This window comes from Streptomyces sp. NBC_01264 (genome assembly GCF_026340675.1).
In the GTDB taxonomy this organism is placed as follows: Bacteria; Actinomycetota; Actinomycetes; order Streptomycetales; family Streptomycetaceae; genus Streptomyces.
On sequence record NZ_JAPEOX010000002.1, the window covers coordinates 811,002 to 831,466 of the forward strand.

16 protein-coding genes and 1 pseudogene are annotated in these 20,465 nt (G+C 73.6%); 9 read left to right on the plus strand and 8 right to left on the minus strand.

Annotated features, from left to right (window positions below; all coding sequences use genetic code 11):
- Positions 1–106: 106 nt before the first annotated feature.
- Positions 107–1,207: a hypothetical protein gene (locus OG435_RS36595; RefSeq protein ID WP_266883701.1), complete on the minus strand. Its 1,101-nt coding sequence runs from the start codon at positions 1,205–1,207 to the stop codon at positions 107–109.
- Positions 1,208–1,391: 184 nt separating this feature from the next.
- On the opposite strand from OG435_RS36595, the gene OG435_RS36600 reads away from it, so the two are divergent.
- The 4 genes from OG435_RS36600 to OG435_RS36615 all read left to right on the plus strand — a co-directional run bounded on the left by OG435_RS36600 (position 1,392) and on the right by OG435_RS36615 (position 5,886).
- The gene (locus tag OG435_RS36600) at positions 1,392–1,904 is read left to right on the plus strand and encodes a mycothiol transferase (RefSeq protein ID WP_266883703.1); all 513 of its coding nucleotides are present in this window, start codon (positions 1,392–1,394) and stop codon (positions 1,902–1,904) included.
- Positions 1,904–3,781: a carboxylesterase/lipase family protein gene (locus OG435_RS36605; RefSeq protein WP_266883705.1), complete on the plus strand. Its 1,878-nt coding sequence runs from the start codon at positions 1,904–1,906 to the stop codon at positions 3,779–3,781. Before OG435_RS36600 ends, OG435_RS36605 begins: the two co-directional genes overlap by 1 nt.
- Positions 3,778–4,920 carry a serine hydrolase domain-containing protein gene (locus OG435_RS36610; RefSeq protein ID WP_266883707.1) on the plus strand — a complete coding sequence of 381 codons (1,143 nt, stop codon included), beginning with the start codon at positions 3,778–3,780 and terminating at the stop codon, positions 4,918–4,920. Before OG435_RS36605 ends, OG435_RS36610 begins: the two co-directional genes overlap by 4 nt.
- Positions 4,921–5,088: 168 nt before the next feature.
- Positions 5,089–5,886 carry a hypothetical protein gene (locus OG435_RS36615; protein ID WP_266883709.1) on the plus strand — a complete coding sequence of 266 codons (798 nt, stop codon included), beginning with the start codon at positions 5,089–5,091 and terminating at the stop codon, positions 5,884–5,886.
- A 30-nt stretch (positions 5,887–5,916) separates the two neighbouring features.
- Here OG435_RS36615 and OG435_RS36620 read toward each other — a convergent pair whose 3' ends face one another.
- Both OG435_RS36620 and OG435_RS36625 read right to left on the minus strand, forming a co-directional pair.
- Positions 5,917–7,440: an MFS transporter gene (locus OG435_RS36620; protein WP_266883711.1), complete on the minus strand. Its 1,524-nt coding sequence runs from the start codon at positions 7,438–7,440 to the stop codon at positions 5,917–5,919.
- A gap of 74 nt (positions 7,441–7,514) precedes the next feature.
- On the minus strand, positions 7,515–8,075 hold the full coding sequence (locus tag OG435_RS36625; RefSeq protein ID WP_266883713.1) for a TetR/AcrR family transcriptional regulator: 561 nt from the start codon (positions 8,073–8,075) through the stop codon (positions 7,515–7,517).
- 115 nt (positions 8,076–8,190) lie between these two features.
- On the opposite strand from OG435_RS36625, the gene OG435_RS36630 reads away from it, so the two are divergent.
- A complete protein-coding gene (locus OG435_RS36630; RefSeq protein WP_266886409.1) occupies positions 8,191–8,361 on the plus strand; it encodes a DUF6126 family protein in 171 nt (56 codons plus the stop codon).
- A 24-nt stretch (positions 8,362–8,385) separates the two neighbouring features.
- On the opposite strand, the gene OG435_RS36635 is transcribed toward OG435_RS36630, so the two are convergent.
- Positions 8,386–8,646 carry a DUF6158 family protein gene (locus OG435_RS36635; RefSeq protein WP_266883715.1) on the minus strand — a complete coding sequence of 87 codons (261 nt, stop codon included), beginning with the start codon at positions 8,644–8,646 and terminating at the stop codon, positions 8,386–8,388.
- A 113-nt stretch (positions 8,647–8,759) separates the two neighbouring features.
- On the opposite strand from OG435_RS36635, the gene OG435_RS36640 reads away from it, so the two are divergent.
- Together OG435_RS36640 and OG435_RS36645 are read left to right on the plus strand one after the other, a co-directional pair.
- Positions 8,760–9,365: a TetR/AcrR family transcriptional regulator gene (locus tag OG435_RS36640; RefSeq protein ID WP_266883717.1), complete on the plus strand. Its 606-nt coding sequence runs from the start codon at positions 8,760–8,762 to the stop codon at positions 9,363–9,365.
- 38 nt (positions 9,366–9,403) lie between these two features.
- Positions 9,404–10,642: pseudogene (locus OG435_RS36645) on the plus strand (MFS transporter); the annotation flags it as partial.
- A gap of 90 nt (positions 10,643–10,732) precedes the next feature.
- Here OG435_RS36645 and OG435_RS36650 read toward each other — a convergent pair.
- On the minus strand, positions 10,733–11,647 hold the full coding sequence (locus OG435_RS36650; RefSeq protein WP_266883719.1) for a LysR family transcriptional regulator: 915 nt from the start codon (positions 11,645–11,647) through the stop codon (positions 10,733–10,735).
- A gap of 144 nt (positions 11,648–11,791) precedes the next feature.
- Positions 11,792–12,193: a YunG family protein gene (locus OG435_RS36655; protein WP_266883721.1), complete on the minus strand. Its 402-nt coding sequence runs from the start codon at positions 12,191–12,193 to the stop codon at positions 11,792–11,794.
- 206 nt (positions 12,194–12,399) lie between these two features.
- On the opposite strand from OG435_RS36655, the gene OG435_RS36660 reads away from it, so the two are divergent.
- Positions 12,400–14,430: a glycosyl hydrolase family 8 gene (locus OG435_RS36660; RefSeq protein ID WP_266883723.1), complete on the plus strand. Its 2,031-nt coding sequence runs from the start codon at positions 12,400–12,402 to the stop codon at positions 14,428–14,430.
- A 59-nt stretch (positions 14,431–14,489) separates the two neighbouring features.
- Here the strand turns inward: OG435_RS36660 and OG435_RS36665 are convergent, their stop codons facing one another.
- Together OG435_RS36665 and OG435_RS36670 are read right to left on the minus strand one after the other, a co-directional pair.
- The gene (locus OG435_RS36665) at positions 14,490–15,395 is read right to left on the minus strand and encodes an aminoglycoside phosphotransferase family protein (RefSeq protein WP_266883725.1); all 906 of its coding nucleotides are present in this window, start codon (positions 15,393–15,395) and stop codon (positions 14,490–14,492) included.
- A 201-nt stretch (positions 15,396–15,596) separates the two neighbouring features.
- Entirely contained in the window at positions 15,597–18,797 is a 3,201-nt protein-coding gene (locus OG435_RS36670; RefSeq protein ID WP_266883726.1) for a TIM-barrel domain-containing protein, read from the minus strand.
- A 235-nt stretch (positions 18,798–19,032) separates the two neighbouring features.
- On the opposite strand from OG435_RS36670, the gene OG435_RS36675 reads away from it, so the two are divergent.
- Positions 19,033–20,367, plus strand: a complete 1,335-nt coding sequence (locus tag OG435_RS36675; protein WP_266883727.1) for a chloride channel protein — start codon at positions 19,033–19,035, stop codon at positions 20,365–20,367.
- Positions 20,368–20,465: the final 98 nt, after the last annotated feature.

The window sequence follows — 20,465 nt, forward strand, 5'->3', positions numbered from 1 at the left end:
CGTGTCTCCCTCCACGAAGCGGCACACGGCGGGTGGCCGTCAGCCCCTGGGGTGAAGCGGCGGAGAGGGGCCCGGGCCCGGGACCCGGGCCCCCTCCCCGCCCGGGTCAGGCTCCGTCGGCCGGGTCGGCCGCCGGACGGAACTGCAGGGCCAGTCCGGCGAGTACGGCGCCGGCCGCCGCGCTCAGCACGGCCGTGGTGCCGGCCCAAGCCAGGGAGCCGCCGACCGCGCCGCCGAGCGGGTCGAACCCGGCGACGCCGCCGACCACGTGGAGCCCGGCCACGCCGAGCGCCACCACCGCACAGGCCCGCCAGGCACCGGCCGTGTCCCGTACCGCCAGCAGGGCGCCGGCCGTCAGGCAGAGCAGGGTCACGGCCAGGGCGAGCAGCCCGCCGGGGTCGCCGGAGGTCAGGCCCGCCAGATCGCCGGGCGCGTGGAGCGCGCCGCAGAGGAGCAGGGCGAGCGCCACCGGCCAGCGCAGTATGTGGCGCAGCGCGCCGCTTCCCCGGCCTGCCGGACCCCGGGCCGGGGACGGCGAGCGGACCTGCGCCCGGGCCTGCGGTGCGGGCTGGTGCTCGGGGGTCCGTACGCGGTCCGCCCGCTCCGGGCCCGGGCGGCGCTGCGGGGGCTGTTCGCCCGTGCCGAGGATGCTGACGAGCAGGGCCACGTCCTCGATGGGCCGGCCGAGGGCGGCGGCCCGCAGCGTGATGTCGGTCTCGACCAGCTCGTGCGGGTGCTCGCCCAGCAGGGTCACCATCTCGCGGACCTCGTGGACGGGGCGGCCCACGGCTGCCGCGCGCAGCGCCGCGTGTCCGGGGTTGGGGACCTGTCCGGACTCCTTGAGGAGGTTCACCAGATCGGTTACCTCCCGGACGGGACGGCCCGTGGCGGCGGTCTCCAGGAGCGTGTGCGCGGGCTCTGTCGCGGGCCGGGGTACGGGGTCCCGGCCGGGTGCGGCCCCCGTGCCGGGACCGGCCTGCGGATCGGCCTGCGGATCGGCTTGCGGACCCGCCTCCGGGCCGGCCTTGGCCTCGGGAGCGGTCCCGTACCCGGTCCCGTACCCGGGGCCGGCCTGCGGCTCGGTCCCGCACGCGGGGCCGAAGTCGAGGTCGTCCGTGTCGGGGGCCGGAGGCAGGACGTCCGTGGTGTCGGGGAGCCGGCGCGGTTCTTCGTACTCCGTCGCGGCGAGCGTGATCGGGTCATTCATGGAAAGCTCCGTTCGCCGACGCGCGGGTCTACACATCGCACGCCGGTCATCGTGCGTCATGGGAAGCGCACGCTTTGTTACATTCAGCGGCACCCGGCCCCGCTGCGCCATTCGGGGCGGGCAAACGGGGGTCCCCCGCGGTGCCGCGGGCCCGGTCGGCGCCTGTCGTGGGCATGGTGGGGGCATGAAGGGTACGGAGGTACTGGCCGACGCGTTCGGCCGGATCCGGGACGTGGTGCACGAGGCGGTCGAGGGGCTGGATGCCGGGCAGCTGGACGCGCGGATCGATCCCGGTGCGAATTCGATCACCTGGCTCGTCTGGCACCTGACCCGGGTCCAGGACGACCACGTGGCGGATGCGGCCGGCCGGGAACAGGTCTGGCACGCGCAGGGCTGGGACGAGCGGTTCGGGCTCGCACTGCCCCGCGGGTCGACCGGCTACGGGCACACCGCCCGCGAGGCCGGCGCCGTCCGGGTCGACTCCGGGGAGCTGCTGCTGGGGTACTTCGACGCCGTCCACGCGCAGACGCAGCTGTTCCTGCGGGGGCTGTCCGCGGCCGATCTGGACCGGGTCGTCGACGAGCGGTGGGACCCGCCGGTGACGCTCGGGGTGCGGCTGGTGAGCGTGATCGGTGACGACCTCCAGCACGCGGGTCAGGCGGCCTTCGTCCGGGGCGCGCTGTCGAGGGGCCGCTGATGGCGTCCCGCGGCCGGGGCGCCCTCCTGCTGGCCCTGCTCCTCCTGACCGCGGCCACTCCCGCGTCGGCGGCCGCCGGGGCCGCCCCGACTGCCGGTGCCGGGGCCGCCACCGCCTGGGCCGGAGCCGGGACCACCGCCAGAGCCGAAGCCAAGGCCACCGCCAGAGCCGAAGCCGGGGCCGTCGCCGCGCCCGGGGCCGTCGCCGGATCCGGATTCGGAGCCGTCGCCGGATTCGGTGCCGTCCCCGCGCCCCCCGTCAGTGCCCGGGGCGGCCGGCCCGGTCGCGGCGCCGGGGGGCGGCCCGTCGTGGAGACCGACCGGGGGGCGGTGCGCGGGCGGGAGGCCGCCGGGTACCGCACCTTCGAGGGGATCCCGTACGCCGCCCCGCCGACCGGGCCGCTGCGCTGGCGGCTCCCGGAACCGGCCGCGCGCTGGGCGGGCGTACGGGACGCGGGCGCGCCCGGGGCCCGGTGCGTTCAGCTGCCCGCGGTGGGACCGGGTGGCCCGAGCGGCTCGGAGGACTGCCTGTTCCTCAACGTCACGGTTCCCGGTGACGCCACGGGCGCCGGACACCCGACGCGGACGGCCGGAACCTCGCAACGCGCCGGAACAGCCGGCGCCCCGCCCGTGATGGTCTGGTTCCACGGCGGCGGGTTCATGAACGGCGCCGGGGATCTGTACCGAGCGGGCCGACTGGCCTCGGCGAGCGGGGCCGTGGTCGTCACCGTCAACTACCGGCTCGGGATCTTCGGGCTCCTCGGGCATCCCGCCCTCCACGGAGCCCCCGACTTCGCGCTGGCCGACCAGCAGGCCGCCCTGCGCTGGGTGCGGGCGAACGCCGCCCGGTTCGGCGGCGATCCCGGCAACGTCACCGTGTTCGGCGAGTCCGCCGGCGGCCTGAGCGTCTGTCTGCACCTCACCTCCCCCGCCTCGGCCGGACTGTTCCACCGGGCGATCGCGCAGAGCGGATCCTGCTCGCTCGTCGTGCCCAAGCACTCCTGGCTCCCCCCGATGCCCGCCTACGAGCCCTTCGTGCCGGAGTCCCGGACCGTGGCCCGGGGCACCGCGGCGGCGGTCCGGCTCGGCTGCGGCCGGCCGGCGGACGCGGACGTGCTGCGGTGCCTGCGCGGACTGCCGCCCGGCGCGCTGGCGACACCCGAGCTCATGAACCTCTTCTCCGCGGTGTCCTACGGCACCCCGCTGCTCCCCACCGAGCCCCGACGGGCCCTGGAACGCGGGGAGTTCCACCAGGTCCCGGTGGTGCAGGGTTCCACCCGCGACGAGATGCGGATCTTCCTCGGGCAGACCCTGGCGGCCTACCCGGTCGCCGACGCGCGGGCCTACCGGTCGCGGCTGAGCGCCGCGTTCGGGGCGAGCGCGGCCGAACTCGTCGAGGACGCCTATCCGGTGACGGCCCATCCGACGCCCGCGCTGGCCTTCGCGGCCGCGCTGACGGACGCCTCCTTCGTGTGTCCGCAGCTGCGGGACAGCCGTGCGCTGGCCCGGCACGTGCCGACGTACGACTACGGGTTCGACGACCGGAACGCACCGGACTTCACGGGGCTGCCGCCGGTGCCGGGCTTCCCGTACGGGGCCTCGCACGGCTCCGAACTGCCCTACCTCTTCGACACCGGGCTCCCGATGAACGCCGCGCAGCGAGTGCTCGCGGAGCGGATGACCGGCTACTGGACCCGGTTCGCGGCGACCGGCGATCCGAACGCCCCCGGGGCGCTGCCCTGGTGGCCGCGCTCCCCCGCCGTACTGTCCCTGGCGCCGGAGCCCTCGGGCGGGATCCGCCCCGTGGACGCGGCGGCCCGGCACCACTGCGGGCTGTGGGACTCCGTAGGACAGGCTCTCGAAAGGACGGGCTCGTGACCGGTTTGGCCGACATCCTCCAGCCGTTCGTGGACGACGGGACCGTACCGGGGGCGGTGGCCCTGGTGGACCGGGGCGACGGCAAGGGGCCCGAAGTGGCCGCCGTGGGCAGCGCGGACGCCGGGGGCGGGGCCCCGATGGTCCGCGACTCGATCTTCCGGATGGCCTCGCTGACCAAACCGGTCACGGCGGCGGCGGTGATGATGCTGGTGGAGGACGGCCGGTTCGCGCTCACCGACGCGGTCGCGCCCTGGCTGCCGGAGATCGCCGAGCCGGTCGTCGTACGGACTCCCGCGAGCCCGGTCGACGACGTGGTTCCGGCGAAGCGGGCGGTGACGGTGGCCGACCTGATGACCTTCCGGGCGGGCTGGGGATTCCCCTCCGACTTCGCGCTCCCGGCGGTCGCCCCGCTCTTCGGCGAGCTGCGGCAGGGCCCGCCGCGGCCGCAGGACGTCGCGGCGCCGGACGAGTGGATGGCCGCGCTGGGCCGGATCCCGATGCTGTACCAGCCGGGCGAGGCCTGGCTGTACAACACCTGCTCGGACGTTCTGGGCGTGCTGATCGCCCGGGTGGCGGGGTGTTCGCTGCCGGAGTTCCTGGCGGAACGGATCTTCGAGCCGCTGGACATGCCCGACACCGGGTTCGCCGTGCCGGCGGGGCAGTCGGGCCGGTTCACGCACGCGTACCGGGCCGGCGCGGACGGGGGCCTCGACCTCGTGGACGCCCCCGACGGGCAGTGGAGCGCCGTGCCCGCCTTCCCGTCCGGTGCGGGCGGGCTGGTCTCCACGGCGGACGACTACCACCGCTTCGCCCGGATGCTGCTCGACGGGGGCGGCCCGCTGCTCTCGGCCGATTCGGTGCGGCGGATGACCACCGACTGGCTGACTCCGGCCCAGCGGGCCGGAGCCGCGCTGTTCCTGGAGGGCCAGGGCTGGGGGTTCGGCGGGTCGGTCGACGTCACGTCGGCCGACCCCTGGAACGTGCCGGGCCGCTACGGCTGGCTCGGCGGCACCGGCACCGCCGCCCACGTCGTCCCCTCGACGGGGGCCGTCACCGTCCTGCTGACCCAGCGGGAGCTGACGGGCCCGTCGCCTGCCCCGGAGACGATGCGCGCGGTGTGGGCGTACGCGGCGTCCTAGGATCCGGCGCTGGACCGGCGGCTGCCCAGAACCCGGACCGCTGGACCGCAGTTGACGATCCGCCAGGACCCGGCGGTCGGCCGACCGTACAGTGTCCGGGACGGCGCTCCCGGGGCGGGAGCGGGCGAACGCGGCGCTCCCGTAGGCCGAAAGGGTGGGCGGTGGGGCGTGGACAGCGACAAGCACGGCGAGTACGACGACATCCCGGCAGTCATCAGGGTCCACAAGGGCGCGCGTCTCACGCGGTCGAGGAAGACCGAGGGCGCCTATCGCGGCATGACACGTGACGCCGACACGAATCAGCTGGGTCAAGCCGAGATCTTCCTCACGCCGCGGGAAGAGCCGGATCCGGAGGCGCAAGAGCGGCGGGAGAAAGCGGAGTTCCTCGCCGAGATGCTCGTCCACTTCGGCCTCCTGGTGGTGGAGAAGGCCGGGCCGCCCGTGAGGACGTGGTGGTACGAGCAAGCGCTTCCGGCGGCGAAGGCGAAATGGAACGACCAGGCGCTCCCCGCCGTGAAGGCGAGGTGGAGCAGTGTGGCCCGGGCCCTCACCAGTGAGCGGCGGGCCGGAGCCGCCGCTCAGGACACGGAGGAAGTCGTCACCGTTCCGGGCGATCGGCGGTCGGCCATGCGAGCCGCGGAGGCGCGCGAGCGGATCTCCGAGGCGGTGCTGGCCAGGGTGTACAGCGATGAGCAGATCCGGCTGGTGCGCAACGCCCGGATCGTGTTCGAGGGGCAGGACGGTCCGGTGGAGCCGGAGGCGTCGGACGATCTCACCCCTCAGCGCATCGGGGAGTACGTCGCGTTGATGCTGGAGGCGAACCCCTCACTGCTCGGCGTGGACACCCTGGCCGAACTCGGGGACCTGGTCGCGAAGATCCGCGCCGACGGCGGCTGCGTCCCGGTCCCGGGAGCGGAAGGTGCGGTGGCGCACCTTCCGCTGAGCCCTGGTGACGGTGACCGGTGACCGGTGACTGGTGACTGGTGACTCCAGTCGTCAGTGGTTCTCGGTCGGGCGCAGGTCGCGCGGGATCAGTGTCCACGTGGTCGCCGCGGCGGCGATCGCGAGGAGGCCGGCCATCAGGAACGCCGGGGTGATCGCGAGGGTGTAGGCCTGCGAGGCGGCGTCGAGCAGGGTCCGGCCGACGCCGCCGCCGAGCTGCTCGGCGGTGTGGGCGGCCTCGCCCACGGAGTCTCGTACGGCGGCCAGGGTGGTGGAGTCCAGGTCCAGGGCCGGGAGGTTGCCGCGGTAGAGCGCGGCGGCGGTGGAGCCGAGGATGGCGACGCCCATGGCCGAGCCGAGTTCGTAGCAGGTCTCCTCGATGGCGGCGGCGCTGGAGACCTGGTCGGCCGGGGCCGTGGAGATGAGGGTCACCGAGGCGACGGTGGTGGCGATGCCCGCGCCCAGGCCCATGATCGTGAGCGCGAGGGCGAAGGCGGGGTAGCCGAGGCCGGTGAACTGCTGGAGGGTCCAGGGCAGGGCCATGCCCGCGGCGAGGACCACCAGGCCGCCGCCGAGCACGTGACGGATCGCGTAGCGCTGCATGAGGGTCGGGGCGACCATCGAGGCGCAGATCAGCGCGAGCGGGGCGGGCAGCAGGCGCAGCCCCGCCTCGAGCGGGGTGTAGCCCTGGCCGTACTGGAACCACTGGGTGACCAGGAACAGGATCGCGCCCATGCCCACCATGGGCAGGAAGATCGCGGTGGCGGCCACGCTGAAGGCGGGCTTGGTGAAGAGCCGGACCTGGAGCAGCGGGTTGTCCACGCGGAGCTGGCGGCGGACGAACAGGGTCAGCGCGACGGCGGCGAGGACCAGCAGGGCCCAGGGCAGCGGGTCGGCGACACCGCTCTTGCCGAGCTGCTTGATGCCGCCCGCGAGGGCGAGCATGCCGACGATCGACTGGCCGACGCCGGTCCAGTCCCACTTTCCGGCGGAGCGCGGGGAGCGGGATTCGGGGAGGTAGCGCAGGCCGGCCGCGACGATCACCGCGGCGACGGGCAGGTTGAGGAGGAAGGCGGAGTGCCAGCCGTAGTCCTGGACGAGCAGGCCGCCGACGACGGGGCCGAAGGCCATGCCGCCGCCGAAGACGGCGGCCCAGACGGCGAGGGCGAAGGCGCGTTCCTTGGCGTCGGTGAAGACGCTGCGCAGGATCGACAGGGTGGAGGGCATGATCGCGGCGCCGCCGACGCTGAGGAGGGCGCGGGCCGCGATGACGTGCCAGGCCTCGGTGGAGAAGACGGCGATGAGCGAGGCGAGGGCGAAGATGCCGAAGCCCGCCATGAGCAGCCGCTTGCGGCCCCAGCGGTCGCCGAGGGCGCCTGCGGTGACCAGCAGCCCGGAGAGGGCGAGTGCGTAGATGTCGATGATCCACAGCTGCTGTACGGCGCCCGGCTGGAGGTCGCCGACGAGCGAGGGGAAGGCCACGTTGAGGATCGTGGTGTCCATCGAGATGAGCAGGAGACTGCCGGAGAGGATCGCGAGCACGATCCAGCGGCGCGGGTCCTGCGTGGGGGTGTGCATGGGGGTTCCGTTCACGGTTGTTTCACGGTCGTACGAGGGAGGGTGCGGGGACGCGGTCACGCGGCCGGGGGCGGTCACGCGGCCGGGGACGGCCGGGTTCCGCTGAGGAAGGAGGCGAGGACGAGCCGGCCGATGTCGCGGCGGGCGAGGTGGCCGTCGCGGACGCCCTCGGCGGCGGCGTCGAGGAGCCCCCAGAGCGAGTACCAGATCCAGTACGCGGGCAGGTCGACGCGCAGCCGGCCGAGGCGCTGGCCGTGCGCGAGGAAGGCGAGGGCCCGCTGGTCCTGGCGGTGGATCCCGGCCCGGAACTCGGGGTCCGCGAGCACGGTGGCGTCGCGGGAGGTGAACCCGTACAGGTGCGCGGCGGGCAGCAGCCCGGTGACGAGCCGCTCCAGCGCGGCGTCGAACTGCGCTCCGTCGGCGCCGTCGGCCAGGTCGGCGGGCGCGAGGCACCCGTCGACCACGTCGATGGCCCGGACGGCGACGGCCTTGAGGAGCGCCTCGCGGGTGGCGTAGCGGCGGCTGAGCGTGGCGCGGCTGGTGCCGATGCCCGCGGCGATGTGCGCCATGGAGGCACTGTGATCGCCGGCGAGCACGCGTGCGGCGCCGTCCAGCAGCTCTTCTTCGTTCATCATGCGATCCTCCTTCGTATCAAACGATACAAATTTGTCTCACATGAAGCAAGTTTGTTGCGCGGGCCACGCATGCCTCAGCCCGCGCGGGCGGATGCGCCCGTAGGCTGTTCGGGTGATGACGGACGAGAAGCAGGGCTCCGAGCAGGCTCGTGCCGCGGCGGCGAAGTACGAGAAGTGGAAGGAGAACGGCGTGCTGCTGCGCGCGTTCTTCTACATCGCCGGCACGCACCTCTTCGCCGGGTTCGTCTGGCTGCTGTTCATGCTGGGCGAGCACGCCGAGAAGTAGGCGCCCCCGCTCCCCTCCGGGGCTTCAGCCCTGTTCTTCCGTTCCCGTACGGGCGCGCGCGCCGGAGCGGGTGCGGCCGGTGGTCTGGGCGCGTTCCGGGTGGCGGCGGACGTACTCGCGCTCCAGCTCTTCCATCCGCCGGGTGTGCGTGACCAGCGCGTCCTGCGATCCGTGCAGCAGGGTCTCGTGGCGCGTGCGGTGGATGGCTTCGAGTTCCTTCATCAGGCGGCCCTCTTCCAGCCCGCCCGCCGACGGCCCGGCCTCACGGGTTTCGCGCTCCACCATGGCAGGTCACCTCTCCCTCGGCCGGGCCGGGCGCTTCGCCCGTCCGTGCTCCTCCCATCATCGCCGAGAAGCGGAGATAGACACTGTCTACCGCCTGGTGGTAGACAGTGTCTATGGATCAGGACAGCGGGCTGCGCGAGCGGCTGATCGACGTCGGTGTGGAGCTCGTGACCAGCGAGGGGACCGCCGCGCTCGGGCTGCGCGAGATCGCCCGCCGCGCCGGGGTGTCCCACGGGGCGCCCCGGCGGTACTTCGCCACCCACCAGGCGCTGCTGTCCTCCATCGCCCGGCGCGGGTTCGACGAGCTCGGCTCCCGCATCCCCGCCGCGATGGCGGGCCCCGGCGCGGACGACCCGCGCGGGCAGGTGCGGGCGCTCGGGCGGGCGTACGTCGGCTACGCGCTGGAGCACCGCGGCATGTTCGAGCTGATGTTCCGCCATGACCTGCTGGACGGCAGTCGGCAGGGCGGCCCGCCGGGAGTGCGGCTCCGGGACTCCACGCTGCCGCTGTTCGAGCTCCTCGTCTCGCTGGTCACCCGGTGCGGGACGACCCGGGCCCCCCGCATCACCGCCGCCGCGCTCTGGGCCAATCTGCACGGCGTCGCGCAGCTGTGGGCCTGGGGCAGTCTGCCGCTCGTCCTCGACGGCGATCCGGAGGCCTCCGTCGACCGGGTGGTCGACGCCGCCCTCGACGCCCACCTGCCGGGACACCGGCCGTGAGGCCCCGGCTCGCGCTCTGCGTCAGCGCGGGCGGTGCGATGCTCGTCGCCCTCGACGGGACGGTGCTGCTGATGGCGCAGCCCAGCCTGCGGCGGGACCTCGGCGCGAGCATGGCCGAGGTGCAGTGGACGAGCGGCGCGTACCTGCTGAGCGTGGCGGCTTTCCTGATCCTCGCCGGCCGGCTGGGCGACCGGTACGGGCACACCCGGCTGCTGTTCACCGGCGTACTCGGCTTCGGCGCGACCTCGGCGGGCATCGCGCTCGCCCCCGGAGTCGGCTGGGTGATCGCCCTGCGCGCGGCCCAGGGGCTGTTCGGGGCGCTGCTCCAGCCGGCGACGCTCGCCCTGCTGCGGCTCGCGTACCCGCCCGGGCGGATCGGCGGGGCGGTCGCGGTGCGGACCGCGGCGATCGGGGTGGCCGCGGCGGCCGGGCCGCTGCTCGGGGGCCTGCTGGTCGAACGCTTCGGCTGGCGCGCGGTGTTCGTGGCGAACGTCCCCGCCGCCCTCGTGATCGCGGCGGCGGCCCTGTTCGTACGGGTCCCCGCGCCGCCGCCCACCGAGCCCGGGCGGATCCGGCCCAGTGGTGCGCTCCTCCTCGCGGCCTCCCTCGCCGTGCTGGTGCACGCGCTGGCCGGCGTACCGGAACACGGCTGGTCGGGACCCCGCACCCTGGCCGGCTTCGCCGCGGCCGCCGCACTGGCGGCCCTGCTCGTCCGGTCCGAGCGCGGCTCCGCCCAGCCCCTGGTGCCGCGCCCGGTGGCCCGCTCCGTCCCGGTGACGGCGTCCGTCGCGCTGCTGGCAGTCGTCTCCGCCGCCCTGTTCGGGGCGCCGTTCGGGGCCGGCTTCGCGCTCCAGGACGCGGCGGGGCTCGATCCGCTCGAGACCGGGCTGCGCGTGCTGCCGATGACGGCCGCCATGGTCGTCGGCGCACCGGTGGCGGGGGCCCTGCTGCGCCGGTTCGGGGCCCGCGGGACCGCGATGGCGGGGACCGGGCTGGTGGCGCTCGGGATCACGGGACTGGGTCCGGGCTGGGGGTTCGGGGTGCTCGGCGCGGGCTTCGCCGCGGTGATGGTGACGGCCACCGGGACGGTGGTCGGGGACGCCCCGGCCGGGTACGCGGGGGTGGTGGGCGGGCTCAAGCAGACGGCGATGAACATCGGGCCCGCCCTGGGCATCGCGGTGTCCGCGGGGACCGGGGCCTCGGCCGCGGCGCTGACCGCGCTGGCCGCCGTAGGACTGCTGCCGGCATCACGACTGCCCTTCTCACGGCCGACCGCGTCACGGCTGCCGTCCTCACCGCCGGCCGCGTCACCGCTGCCCTCCCCACCGCCGGCCGCGTCACCGCTGCCCTCCCCACCGCTGCCCGCGTCACGGCCGGCCGGGGGCGGCGGTGCGGGCCACGCAGCTGCGGGTCACCTCGTCGGCGAAGGCGCGGGCCGGTGCGGAGAGGGCGGACCAGCGCCGGACGGCCCAGCCGACGGCGAGCGGCGGTAGGGCGGGGACCGGCACGAGGCGCAGCGGTCCGTCCGATCCGGGGACCTGCCAGCCGGGCAGGGCCGGTACGACGGCGTGGCCGAGGCCCAGTTCGGCGAGGAGGAGGGCGGTGTCCCAGTCGGCGGCGCTGGTGTCGGAGCTGATCCGGATGCCCGCCTCGGCGAGGGCGGCGTCGAGCTGGGCGCGGGAGCTGGAGTTCTCCGGCAGCCGGATGTGACGGACCGCGCCGAGGTCGGCCGGCTCCAGGCGGGAGCGGGCGGCGAGGGGGTCGTCGGCGCCGACCGCCAGGACCCAGGGCAGCCGCATGACGGGGCGTTGCTCGATGCCCGGCACGGGGGCTCCGATGGTGATCCACGCGAGGTCGAGGTCCTCGGCGGAGAGGGCTTCGAAGCAGCTCCGGCTGGAGTTCTCGGTCCGGAACTCCAGGCTGACCCGGGGATGGCTGCGCCGGAAGGCGACGATCGCCTCGGCCATGAAGTGCCGCACGGTGGTGGCCCCCGTGGTGACCCGCACCGAGCCGCCGTCACCCCGTACGAGGTCGTCGAGCCGGCGCAGGGCTCCGTCGAGCCCGGCGATCCCGTCGGCGGCGGCCGCCCGGAGGATCAGACCGGCCCCGGTGGGTGAGACCCCGCGCGGGTGGCGCTCCAGAAGCGCGGTGCCGGTCTCCTTCTCCAGGCGGCGGATGTGCTGGCTGACGGCGGACTGGGTGCGGCCGAGGTCGCGGGCCACGGCACTGAGGCTGCCGGCCCGGCACACGGCGACGAAGACGCGCAGATCGTCGAGGGTCACAACTCCCAAGGTATCCCTTGGGAGTTGCCAGGAATCCGGAGGATTGACTTGGATGTCCGGCTGCCCGACGATCGGTTCACGGCCCAGGGCGGCAACCCGGCCCCGCCATCGCGAGGGCGGAACCGGGTGCCGACCCGCCACCGCCTAGGCGGTGACCTCGGGGCGGGCGAGCTCGGCCATGACCGCCTCGCGCAGGAGCTCGTACTCCGTGCGCAGGCGGCGCAGTTCGCTGTCCGGCGGGCGCGGGACGACGATCCCCTCGGTGACCTTCTCCTCCGGGGCGAACTGCTCGCGGGTGAGGTCGATCTCCATGCCGAGGCCGAGCCGGTTCCACCAGTGGTAGTCCACGCGCTCGCCGTCGACGAGGACCTCGCCCCGGATCAGCTCGCCGCCCAGCAGGTCGTTGAGGACGAGGGCTGTCACACCGCACTGGTCGCGGGCCGGGTTCTCCCTGGTCCATCGGTCGCGGTACTCGGGCGTGCACGTCATCGCGCTCCAACCGCCGCGGACGGCACGGTCGATGTCGGTCAGAAGCAAAGGTGTCATGCGGCCCATCCTCGCGGCCGGCACTGACAGGAGCCCGCCACGCCCGCCCCGGCACATCGCACTGATGGATCGCACCCAGGGTCTTGCGCGACACCCCGTTCCGTTCCTACTCTCTCGGCCAATGGTTAGGAATCATTCCTAACTATTGGCCGACCCCCGCATCGGCCGCTCCCCCCACTCGCGCAGCACTCACCCGAGGACGCACGATGTCACGAGCACATCACCAACGCTCCGCGCACAGAGACCGTCGCCACCCCCACTGGTACCGCCCGCTGGCGGGCTTCGCCACCGTCGCCGCCCTGGCGGGCCTCACCGGGCTCGGCGTCCCGGCCGCCACGGCCGCCGGAACCGCACTGCCCACCTCCGCCACCGCCGCCGCGCCCGCAGCGGCCGCCGCGGTGCTGGTCTCGACCGGAAAGCCCACGACCGCTTCCTCGGTCGAGGGGAGCGGCTTCGAGGCGGGCAAGGCCGTGGACGCCAACGCCGCGACGCGCTGGGCGAGCGCGGAGGGCGTGGACCCGCAGTGGATCCGCATCGACCTCGGATCGGCGCACACCATCAGCCGGGTGAAGCTCAGCTGGGAGGCCGCGTACGGGAAGACGTACAAGATCCAGACCTCGAACGACGGGACGAGCTGGACCGACGTCTACTCCACCAGCACCGGGAACGGCGCGACGGACGACCTGACACTCACCGGGACCGGGCGCTACGTCCGCGTGCACGCCACCGCGCGGGGTACCGCGTACGGCTACTCCCTCTGGGAGTTCGAGGTCTACGGCTCCCCGGTCTCCGGCGGCTCCGACACCACCGCGCCGAGCGCTCCGGGCAGCCTGCGCTCGACGGCCACCACCGCGAACAGCGTCTCGCTCGCCTGGAACGCCGCCACCGACAACGTGGGCGTCACCGGCTACGACGTGTACCGCGGCGCCACGTTCGTCGCGACGGCCACCGGGACCTCGTACACGGACACCGGCCTCACGGCCTCCACCAGCTACGGCTACACCGTCAAGGCGCGGGACGCGGCGGGCAACACCTCCGCGGCGAGCAACGCGCTCGGCGTCACCACCCAGCCGTCCGGCGGCTCCGGAGCGGCGGTTCCGTTCGGCAGCCACACCCGCCCCTACACCGCCGGGACGCTGAAGCCGACCGGCGCCCAGGGCACGCTCGACCAGAAGACCATCGACTACTACACCACCTGGAAGTCCGCGTTCGTCCGGCAGAACTGCGGCAACGGCTGGTACCAGGTCATATCGCCCGACGCCGACCACCCCTACGTGGCCGAGGCCCAGGGGTACGGCATGGTGATCGCCGCGACGATGGCCGGCGCCGACCCGGACGCGAAGAAGATCTTCGACGGTCTGACCAAGTGGACGATCGACCACCCCTCTTCGGTCAACTCCGATCTGCTCGCCGCGGAACAGGACACCGCCTGCCGGAGCGTCAACGGCGGTGACGGGGCGACCGACGGCGACATGGACGTCGCGTACGGGCTGCTGCTCGCCGACAAGCAGTGGGGCAGCGCGGGCACGTACAACTACAAGGCGCTCGCGATCAAGCACATCAACGCGATCAAGAAGGACGAGCTCAACCCGTCCACCAACCTGCTCAAGCTGGGCGACTGGAGCAGTTCCGGCGACCAGTACTACTACATCACCCGCACCTCGGACTGGATGGTCGACCACTTCCGGGCCTTCCGGACGGCGACCGGCGACGCGGCCTGGGACACCGTCCGCACCGCGCACCAGAACCAGATCACCAACTTGCAGGCCTCCTACGCGCCGAACACCGGGCTCCTGCCCGACTTCGTCGTCAACACCAACACCACCCCCAAGCCCGCCCCCGGCCAGGTCCTCGAGGACCCGAACGACGGCGCCTACTGGTGGAACGCCTGCCGGACCCCGTGGCGCATCGCGGACGACGCGGTGACCAGCGGGGACGCCAAGTCCCTCGCGGCGGCACGGAAGGTCAACAGCTGGATCAAGGCCAAGACGGGCGGCGATCCCAACAAGATCGCCATCGGCTACAAGCTCGACGGCACGCAGATCTCCTCCGGGAGCGAGGCGGCGTACTTCGCCCCGTTCGCGCTGGCGGCGATGACCGACCCGGGCAGCCAGGCCTGGCTGGACGCGCTGTGGAACAAGATGCTGGCCGCCCCGATCGACACCAGCAGCTACTTCTCGGCGAGCATTCAGCTCCAGGTCATGATCACGGCCTCCGGCAACCACTGGGTGCCGTAGCCCCCGGTCGGCACGCGATCGGCTCGCGGTACGGCCGTGCCTCCGGGCGCGGCCGTACCCTACGCCGGGGCGGCGGCGAGGAGTTCGCCGATGACGTGGCGGGCGATGGCCGCCATGACGGGGTTCGTCTCCTGGTAGTAGTTCAGTTCCATCAGGGCGATCGACAGGGCCCAGCCGCGGGCGCGCGTCCACATCGCGTCGTCTGCGGCCAGGGCGGTCCGGAAGGCGGGGCGGGCCGACGCCGGGAGGGCGTACCAGGCCGGGATCAGATCGACGGCCGGTTCGCCGAGTCCGGCGCAGCCGAAGTCGATGACGGCGGCGAGCCTTCCGTCCGCGAGGAGCAGGTTCCCCGGCTGCAGATCGGCGTGGATCCAGACCGGCGGCCCGGACCAGGGATCGGCCCGCAGTGCCTCCTCCCACAGGGCGGTCACGGCCGCCGTGTCCAGGCCGGCGGCGGCGCTCGCGCCCAGTTCCGCGATCGCGGCACGGGTCTCGGCGTCCCGGCTCCGCAGCGTCTCGCTGCGGTAGGAGGACGGTGCGTCCGACCGATCGGCCCGGTGCAGCGCGGAGACGAACTCCGCCAGGTCCTTGGCCAGGAGCTCCGGCTCCGCGATCCGGCCGGGCACGGGGTTCTCTCCGGGGAACCAGCCGAAGACGGACCAGGACCAGGGATAGCCCTCGGCGGGCCGCCCCACGCCGAGGGGAGCGGGGATGGCGGCCGGCAGGTCCGGGGCGAGCCGCGGTAGCCAGCGGTGCTCCATGCCCACGTCGTCGGCCGCGCCCGGCGTACGGGGAAGGCGTACGACCAGCTCTTCGCCCAGCCGGTACATGGCGTTGGACGTGCCGGCGGAGTCGACGCGCACGACGGACAGCCCCGCCCACTGCGGGAACTGACCTGCGATCAGCCTGCGCACGAGGTCGGTGTCGATGTCGGGTTCGTCGGCGTGCATTTTCCCGGCGGGCATGAGCACCTTCCTGGAGGGTCCGAGGCCTGGAGGGTCCGAGGATCGCGACCCTCACGGTATCCGCCGCGCCCCGAAACCCCGGAGCCCGGCCCGGCTGGGTGCCGGGCCGGGCTCTGTGGGGGGTGTCGGGCGGTCCTCAACAAGCGGGGATCACGGGCGAGCCGCGAACCCCGCGGGTCACCGGGTCACCGGGTCACCGGGTCACGGAGTGAAGGTCCAGCGCTGGGCCGCGGTCGTGGCGCACGCGACCCGGGTCAGCTTGGTGCCGTTGGCCGTGGCGGAACCGGCCGGGGTCAGGCACTGCCCGGAGTTGCGCAGGCTGCCGTCCGGGCCGGTCTGCCAGCTCTGGCCGGAGCTGCCGTTGCAGGTCTGGATCGCGACGGCGCCGGCGGTGGCGGCGTCCAGGCAGACTCCGCCGAGGCCGGTGAGCCGGCCGTCGCCCTGCAGGGTCCAGCGCTGGTTGGGGCCCCCGTGGCAGCTGTAGAGGGTGGGCTGGGTGCCGGGGGTGGTGGCGCTGCCCGGGAGGTCCAGACAACTGGCCGACGCCCCGTTGACGAGGGTGGCGGCCGCGGGCAGCGGGGTCGGGCGGCCGGTGAGGGTGATCTCGGCCGCGCTGGTCCAGGGGCCGCGGCCGCCCGCCTCGGTCAGTGCCTTGAGGCGGAGGTAGCGGCCCGCCTTGGCGGACAGGGAGACCGACTTGAGGGCCGCCGTGTCGGCGAAGGTGCCGGTGGCGACCGGGGATCCCCAGTCGGTGGTGGTGTCCGAGACGTAGACCTCGTAGCCGCCGATCCGGCCGTTGACCCCGCCGTCCTGGCGGGGCAGGTAGCCGAGGCCGTCGGCCGTGTAGCGGGCTCCCAGGTCGATCTGGATCTCGTGCGGGAGCGGTGCGGGGGCGGAGCCGGACCAGGCGGTGTGCCAGATGGTCCCGGTGTTCCCGTCGAAGGCGTTGCGGGCGGCGCCGTTCTCGCCGCCGGTCTCCTGACTGTCGGCGGAGACCAGGGTCCAGGCCGACTGCGGGACGGGGCTGGAGGTGACCGGGACGGGGTCGGCGGCCGGGACGGAGGTGCCGGCGGCGGAGACGCTGAACGCGGCCGACTTCGTACCCGTCTTGGTCCACAGGATGCCACCGCGGTCGGCGGCGTCGAAGAACCAGCCCGTCGCCGCGGCGGCGTAGGCGGCCTTGCTGGTCAGCCGGGTGAGGGCGGCGCCGTCCACGGTGAGGGCGGTGGGGGCGGTGGCCACGTGGAGGCTGAACTCGTAGCCGCGCGAGGCCGGTTTGCCGGTGTAGCTGCCGGCCGGGGCGGAGACGGACACGGTGACCGTGCCGGATCCGGAGGCCGGGGCGGTGACGTCGACCTGCTGGCGGGCGAAGGCGCCCGACTGGTAGGCGCGGGTGATGCCGTCGTCCTCGTAGAGGCTGAAGGAGCTGGCCCCGCGCGGGTGGATGTCGTAGGTGAGGGTGGAGACGGGCTTCTCCCCCGTGTAGTTCATCTGCGGCCACATCGGCACGATGGCGCCGCCCTTGACGAACAGGGGCAGGGTGTCGAGCGGCGCCTGGTAGCCGTTGAGCCAGCCCGGTCCGGCGTAGGTCTTGCCCGTCCAGTAGTCCGTCCAGGTGCCGGCCGGGAGGTAGATGCCGTCGCGCACGGAGGTGTCGGAGACGACGGGCGCGACGAGGAAGGAGTCCCCGGCCATGAACTGGCCGCTGGTCAGGTTGCCGCGCGCCACCGGGTCCTCGGGGTACTCCAGGACCATCGCGCGGGTGCTCGGGACGCCGGTCTCGTGCGCGGTGCGGCTCATCGTGTACAGGTACGGCATCAGCCGCATCTTCAGCTGGAGGTACTTGCGGTTGATCGAGAGGTACGGCTCCGCGAACCGCCAGGGCTGCTTGTCCTGGTAGCCGGCGGTCGGGCCGGTCGCGCCCCAGCCGGACATGGTCATGAAGGCCGGGGTGAAGGCCTTCCACTGGAGGTCGCGGGCGTACGTCTTGGGGCTGCCGGCGAAGATCCCGTCGACGTCTCCGGTGGCGTAGTTGAAGCCGGAGAGGCCGGCGCCGGTGACGGCGGGGACGTGCCAGCGCATGTCGTCCCAGGTGCCGTTGGTGTCACCGGTCCAGACGACCGCGTTGCGCTGGGTGCCGGCCCAGCCGTCGACGGTCCAGACGTAGCGGCGGGCGTCGGAGTTCTTCTCTATCCCGTCGACGGCCTGCTGCACACCGGAGAAGGCCGTCTTGTAACCGCCGCCGATCCAGGCGACGTCCGTCTTCACGCCCCGTGAACCGGCCATCCCCACCTCGTCGTTGATGTTGCCGAGGCCGGTCGAGGTCCACAGTCCGGTCTGGAAGCCCTTGGCCTTCAGCGCGTCGACCGTGGACTTCAGGGGCGCGGTGTAGCCGCAGCCGTAGCCGTCGTTGGGCAGGAACCAGCCCGAGGGCATGTCGGCGGCGCGGGCGTCCGTGGCGTAGCCGACGACGTCCGGGGTGGTCTGGTGGCGGAGCCGGTTGTGGTCGCCCTGGTAGGCCGGGTTGGAGGCGTTGAAGCAGTCGGCGTTGCCGAGCTCGAAGCCCCACGCCGGGGCCATGAAGGGCTTGCCGCTGACGTCGGTGTAGGCGTCCAGGACGGTCTTGAGGGAGTCGCCGGTGAAGTACCAGGCGTCGAAGCGCTTCTCGTCGTGGGTGAGGGTGGTGGGCGCGTTGAAGCCGTACGAGCCGGGGGCCCAGGTGTTGCGCATGACGCCGTAGTTGTTGGTGGACACGTAGAAGGGCGCGGGGCTGGCGTTGTTGTTCTCGCGCCACTTGTTGTCGACCGCGATCGGGACGGTCTTGCCGCGCAGCGCCCATTCGCCCAGGCGCAGGCCCGTTCCGTAGAACTGCTCGTCCGCCGCGCGCGCCAGGTACTGGGTGGTCTGGCTGCTGGTCCAGGAGGTGGGCTGTGTCTCCTGCCAGACCAGGGTGGAGTTGTCGGCCCGGTAGGCGGAGAACTGCAGCGGGGTCTTGTTGACCCGGATGGACAGGGAGCCGGTGGTGATCTTGTAGTACGTGCCCGCGTCGGTCCAGGCGGCGCTCACCGGGCCGAAGTCCGTGGTGGGGGCGAGGTCGGTGCCGGCCGGATCGTTGGTGAAGGCTCCGTCGGGCGAGAGCCAGAGCCGGAAGATGTCGGCGCGGGCGACGACCACCCTGGCCTTGGCCCCGCCGGAGGTTGCGATGGTGAAGGTGTTGCCGGACTGGGTGATGCCGGTGGCGTTGCCCGCCGTCGCGGGGGCCGGCGCCGAGGCGGCCGCCGAAGCCGGCGAGGAGAGGGATCCGGCGGCGGCCAGACCGGTCGCGGCGAGGGCCGCGGCGAGCAGCGCGGCCATCGGGGCCCGTCGGCGCCGTGGGCTCCTGCGGATGCTGATGAGTCTCATGGGGCGGCTCCTCGTGCAGTCCGGACTACGGACACACCCTTTGGCATGCACCGGGCAACATAGCGCCCCGGAGGCCCCATTTGAAGGAAGTTGCTCGGAATGGCTGGTCAAAGAGCATCTTTACGCATACGGGCCACCGCTGGCCCTTCACTCGTATGGCCCACCCGCCCTGCGGGGACCTCCCCGCGCCGCGACCCTGAGACGAACCACGGCTTTTCTGGAGGTCTCGGCGCTCATGGAACAGGCGAAACCGCCCGCATCGCTCCGTCAGATCCTCCACGCCCCCGGGACCCTGTTGCTGCTCGTGCTCTCGGCGCTCATCGGCATCCCGGTCTCGCTGTTCGCCTTCGGCTTCGTCAGCCTGGAACACGAACTCCAGCACTGGGTGTGGCACACCGCGCCCGACCTGCTCGGCTACGACCGGCCCCCCTGGTGGTGGGGCCTGCCCACGCTCACCCTCGCCGGTCTCCTGGCGGCGCCGATCATCACGCGGATGGCCGGCGCCGGCGGCCACGTCCCCGCCTACGGCTTCGGCGGCCCGCCGACCATGCCCCGCGAGACCCCGAGCGTGATCCTGGCCGCGCTGGCCTGCCTGCCCCTCGGCGTGATGCTCGGACCCGAGGCACCCCTGATGGCGATGGGCAGCGGCCTCGCCCTGCTCAGCATGCGCGCCGCCAGGCGCGCCGCCGAGCCCGAGCTGGCCACGGTGCTCGGCATGGCCGGGTCCACCGCCGCCATCAGCACCATCTTCGGCAGCCCGCTGATCCCGGTGGTGATGGTGCTGGAGGGAGCCGCCCTCGTGGCCGGGGGCGCCCGCATCCTCGTCCTGATCCTGCCCGCCCTGGTCGCCAGCGGGGTCGGAGCCCTCGTCTTCACCGGCTTCGGGCACTGGACCGGCCTCGGCATCGGCGCGCTCACCCTGCCCCACGAACCCGCCGCCGGCCTGCCCGACGCCGGGGACTTCCTGTGGGGCATCCCCATAGCCGCCCTGATCAGCGTCCTCGTCGCCCTGGGCAAGTCCGCGGGCCTGCGCGTCCACGCCTGGACGGGTACTTCCGCCCGGCGCATCATCCTGTGCGCGGTGGCCGTCGGCGTCTGCGTCACCCTGTACGCGGTGATCACCGGACGCTCCCCCGAGGAGGTGGCCCTGTCCGGGCAGAACACCGTCGGACAGCTGGCCGCCGAGCCCTCGTCCTGGGCGGTGGGCGCACTGGTGGCCCTCGCGGTCTTCAAACTCATCGGCTGGGGCATCGCCCTGGGCAGCCTCCGCGGTGGCCCCATCTTCCCGTCCATCATGATCGGGGCGGCGATCGGCATCGCCTTCGGCAGTCTTCCCGGCTTCGGCATGGCCCCCGCCCTGGCCGCCGGGGTCTGCGCCGCCGGAGTGGCCGGCACCCGGCTCCCGGTGACCGGCGTGGTCCTGGCCGCCGCCCTGCTGGGCAAGGAGGCACCCGACCTGATGCCGCTGCTGGTGATCTCGGCGGTCACCGCCCTGCTGGCCTCGGCCCTGATCGACCACCAGCGCCCCGCGGACCCGGCCCACCTCCGGCCGGCCCCGGCCGACGCCTAGGTCGCCGGATGACCGAGCCTTTGCCCTTTTCATAGGTTTTGGTGACGAACCCTTCCTTTCATCACGCGCTCTCACTGACCGGCAGCCGGAGCGGCCGC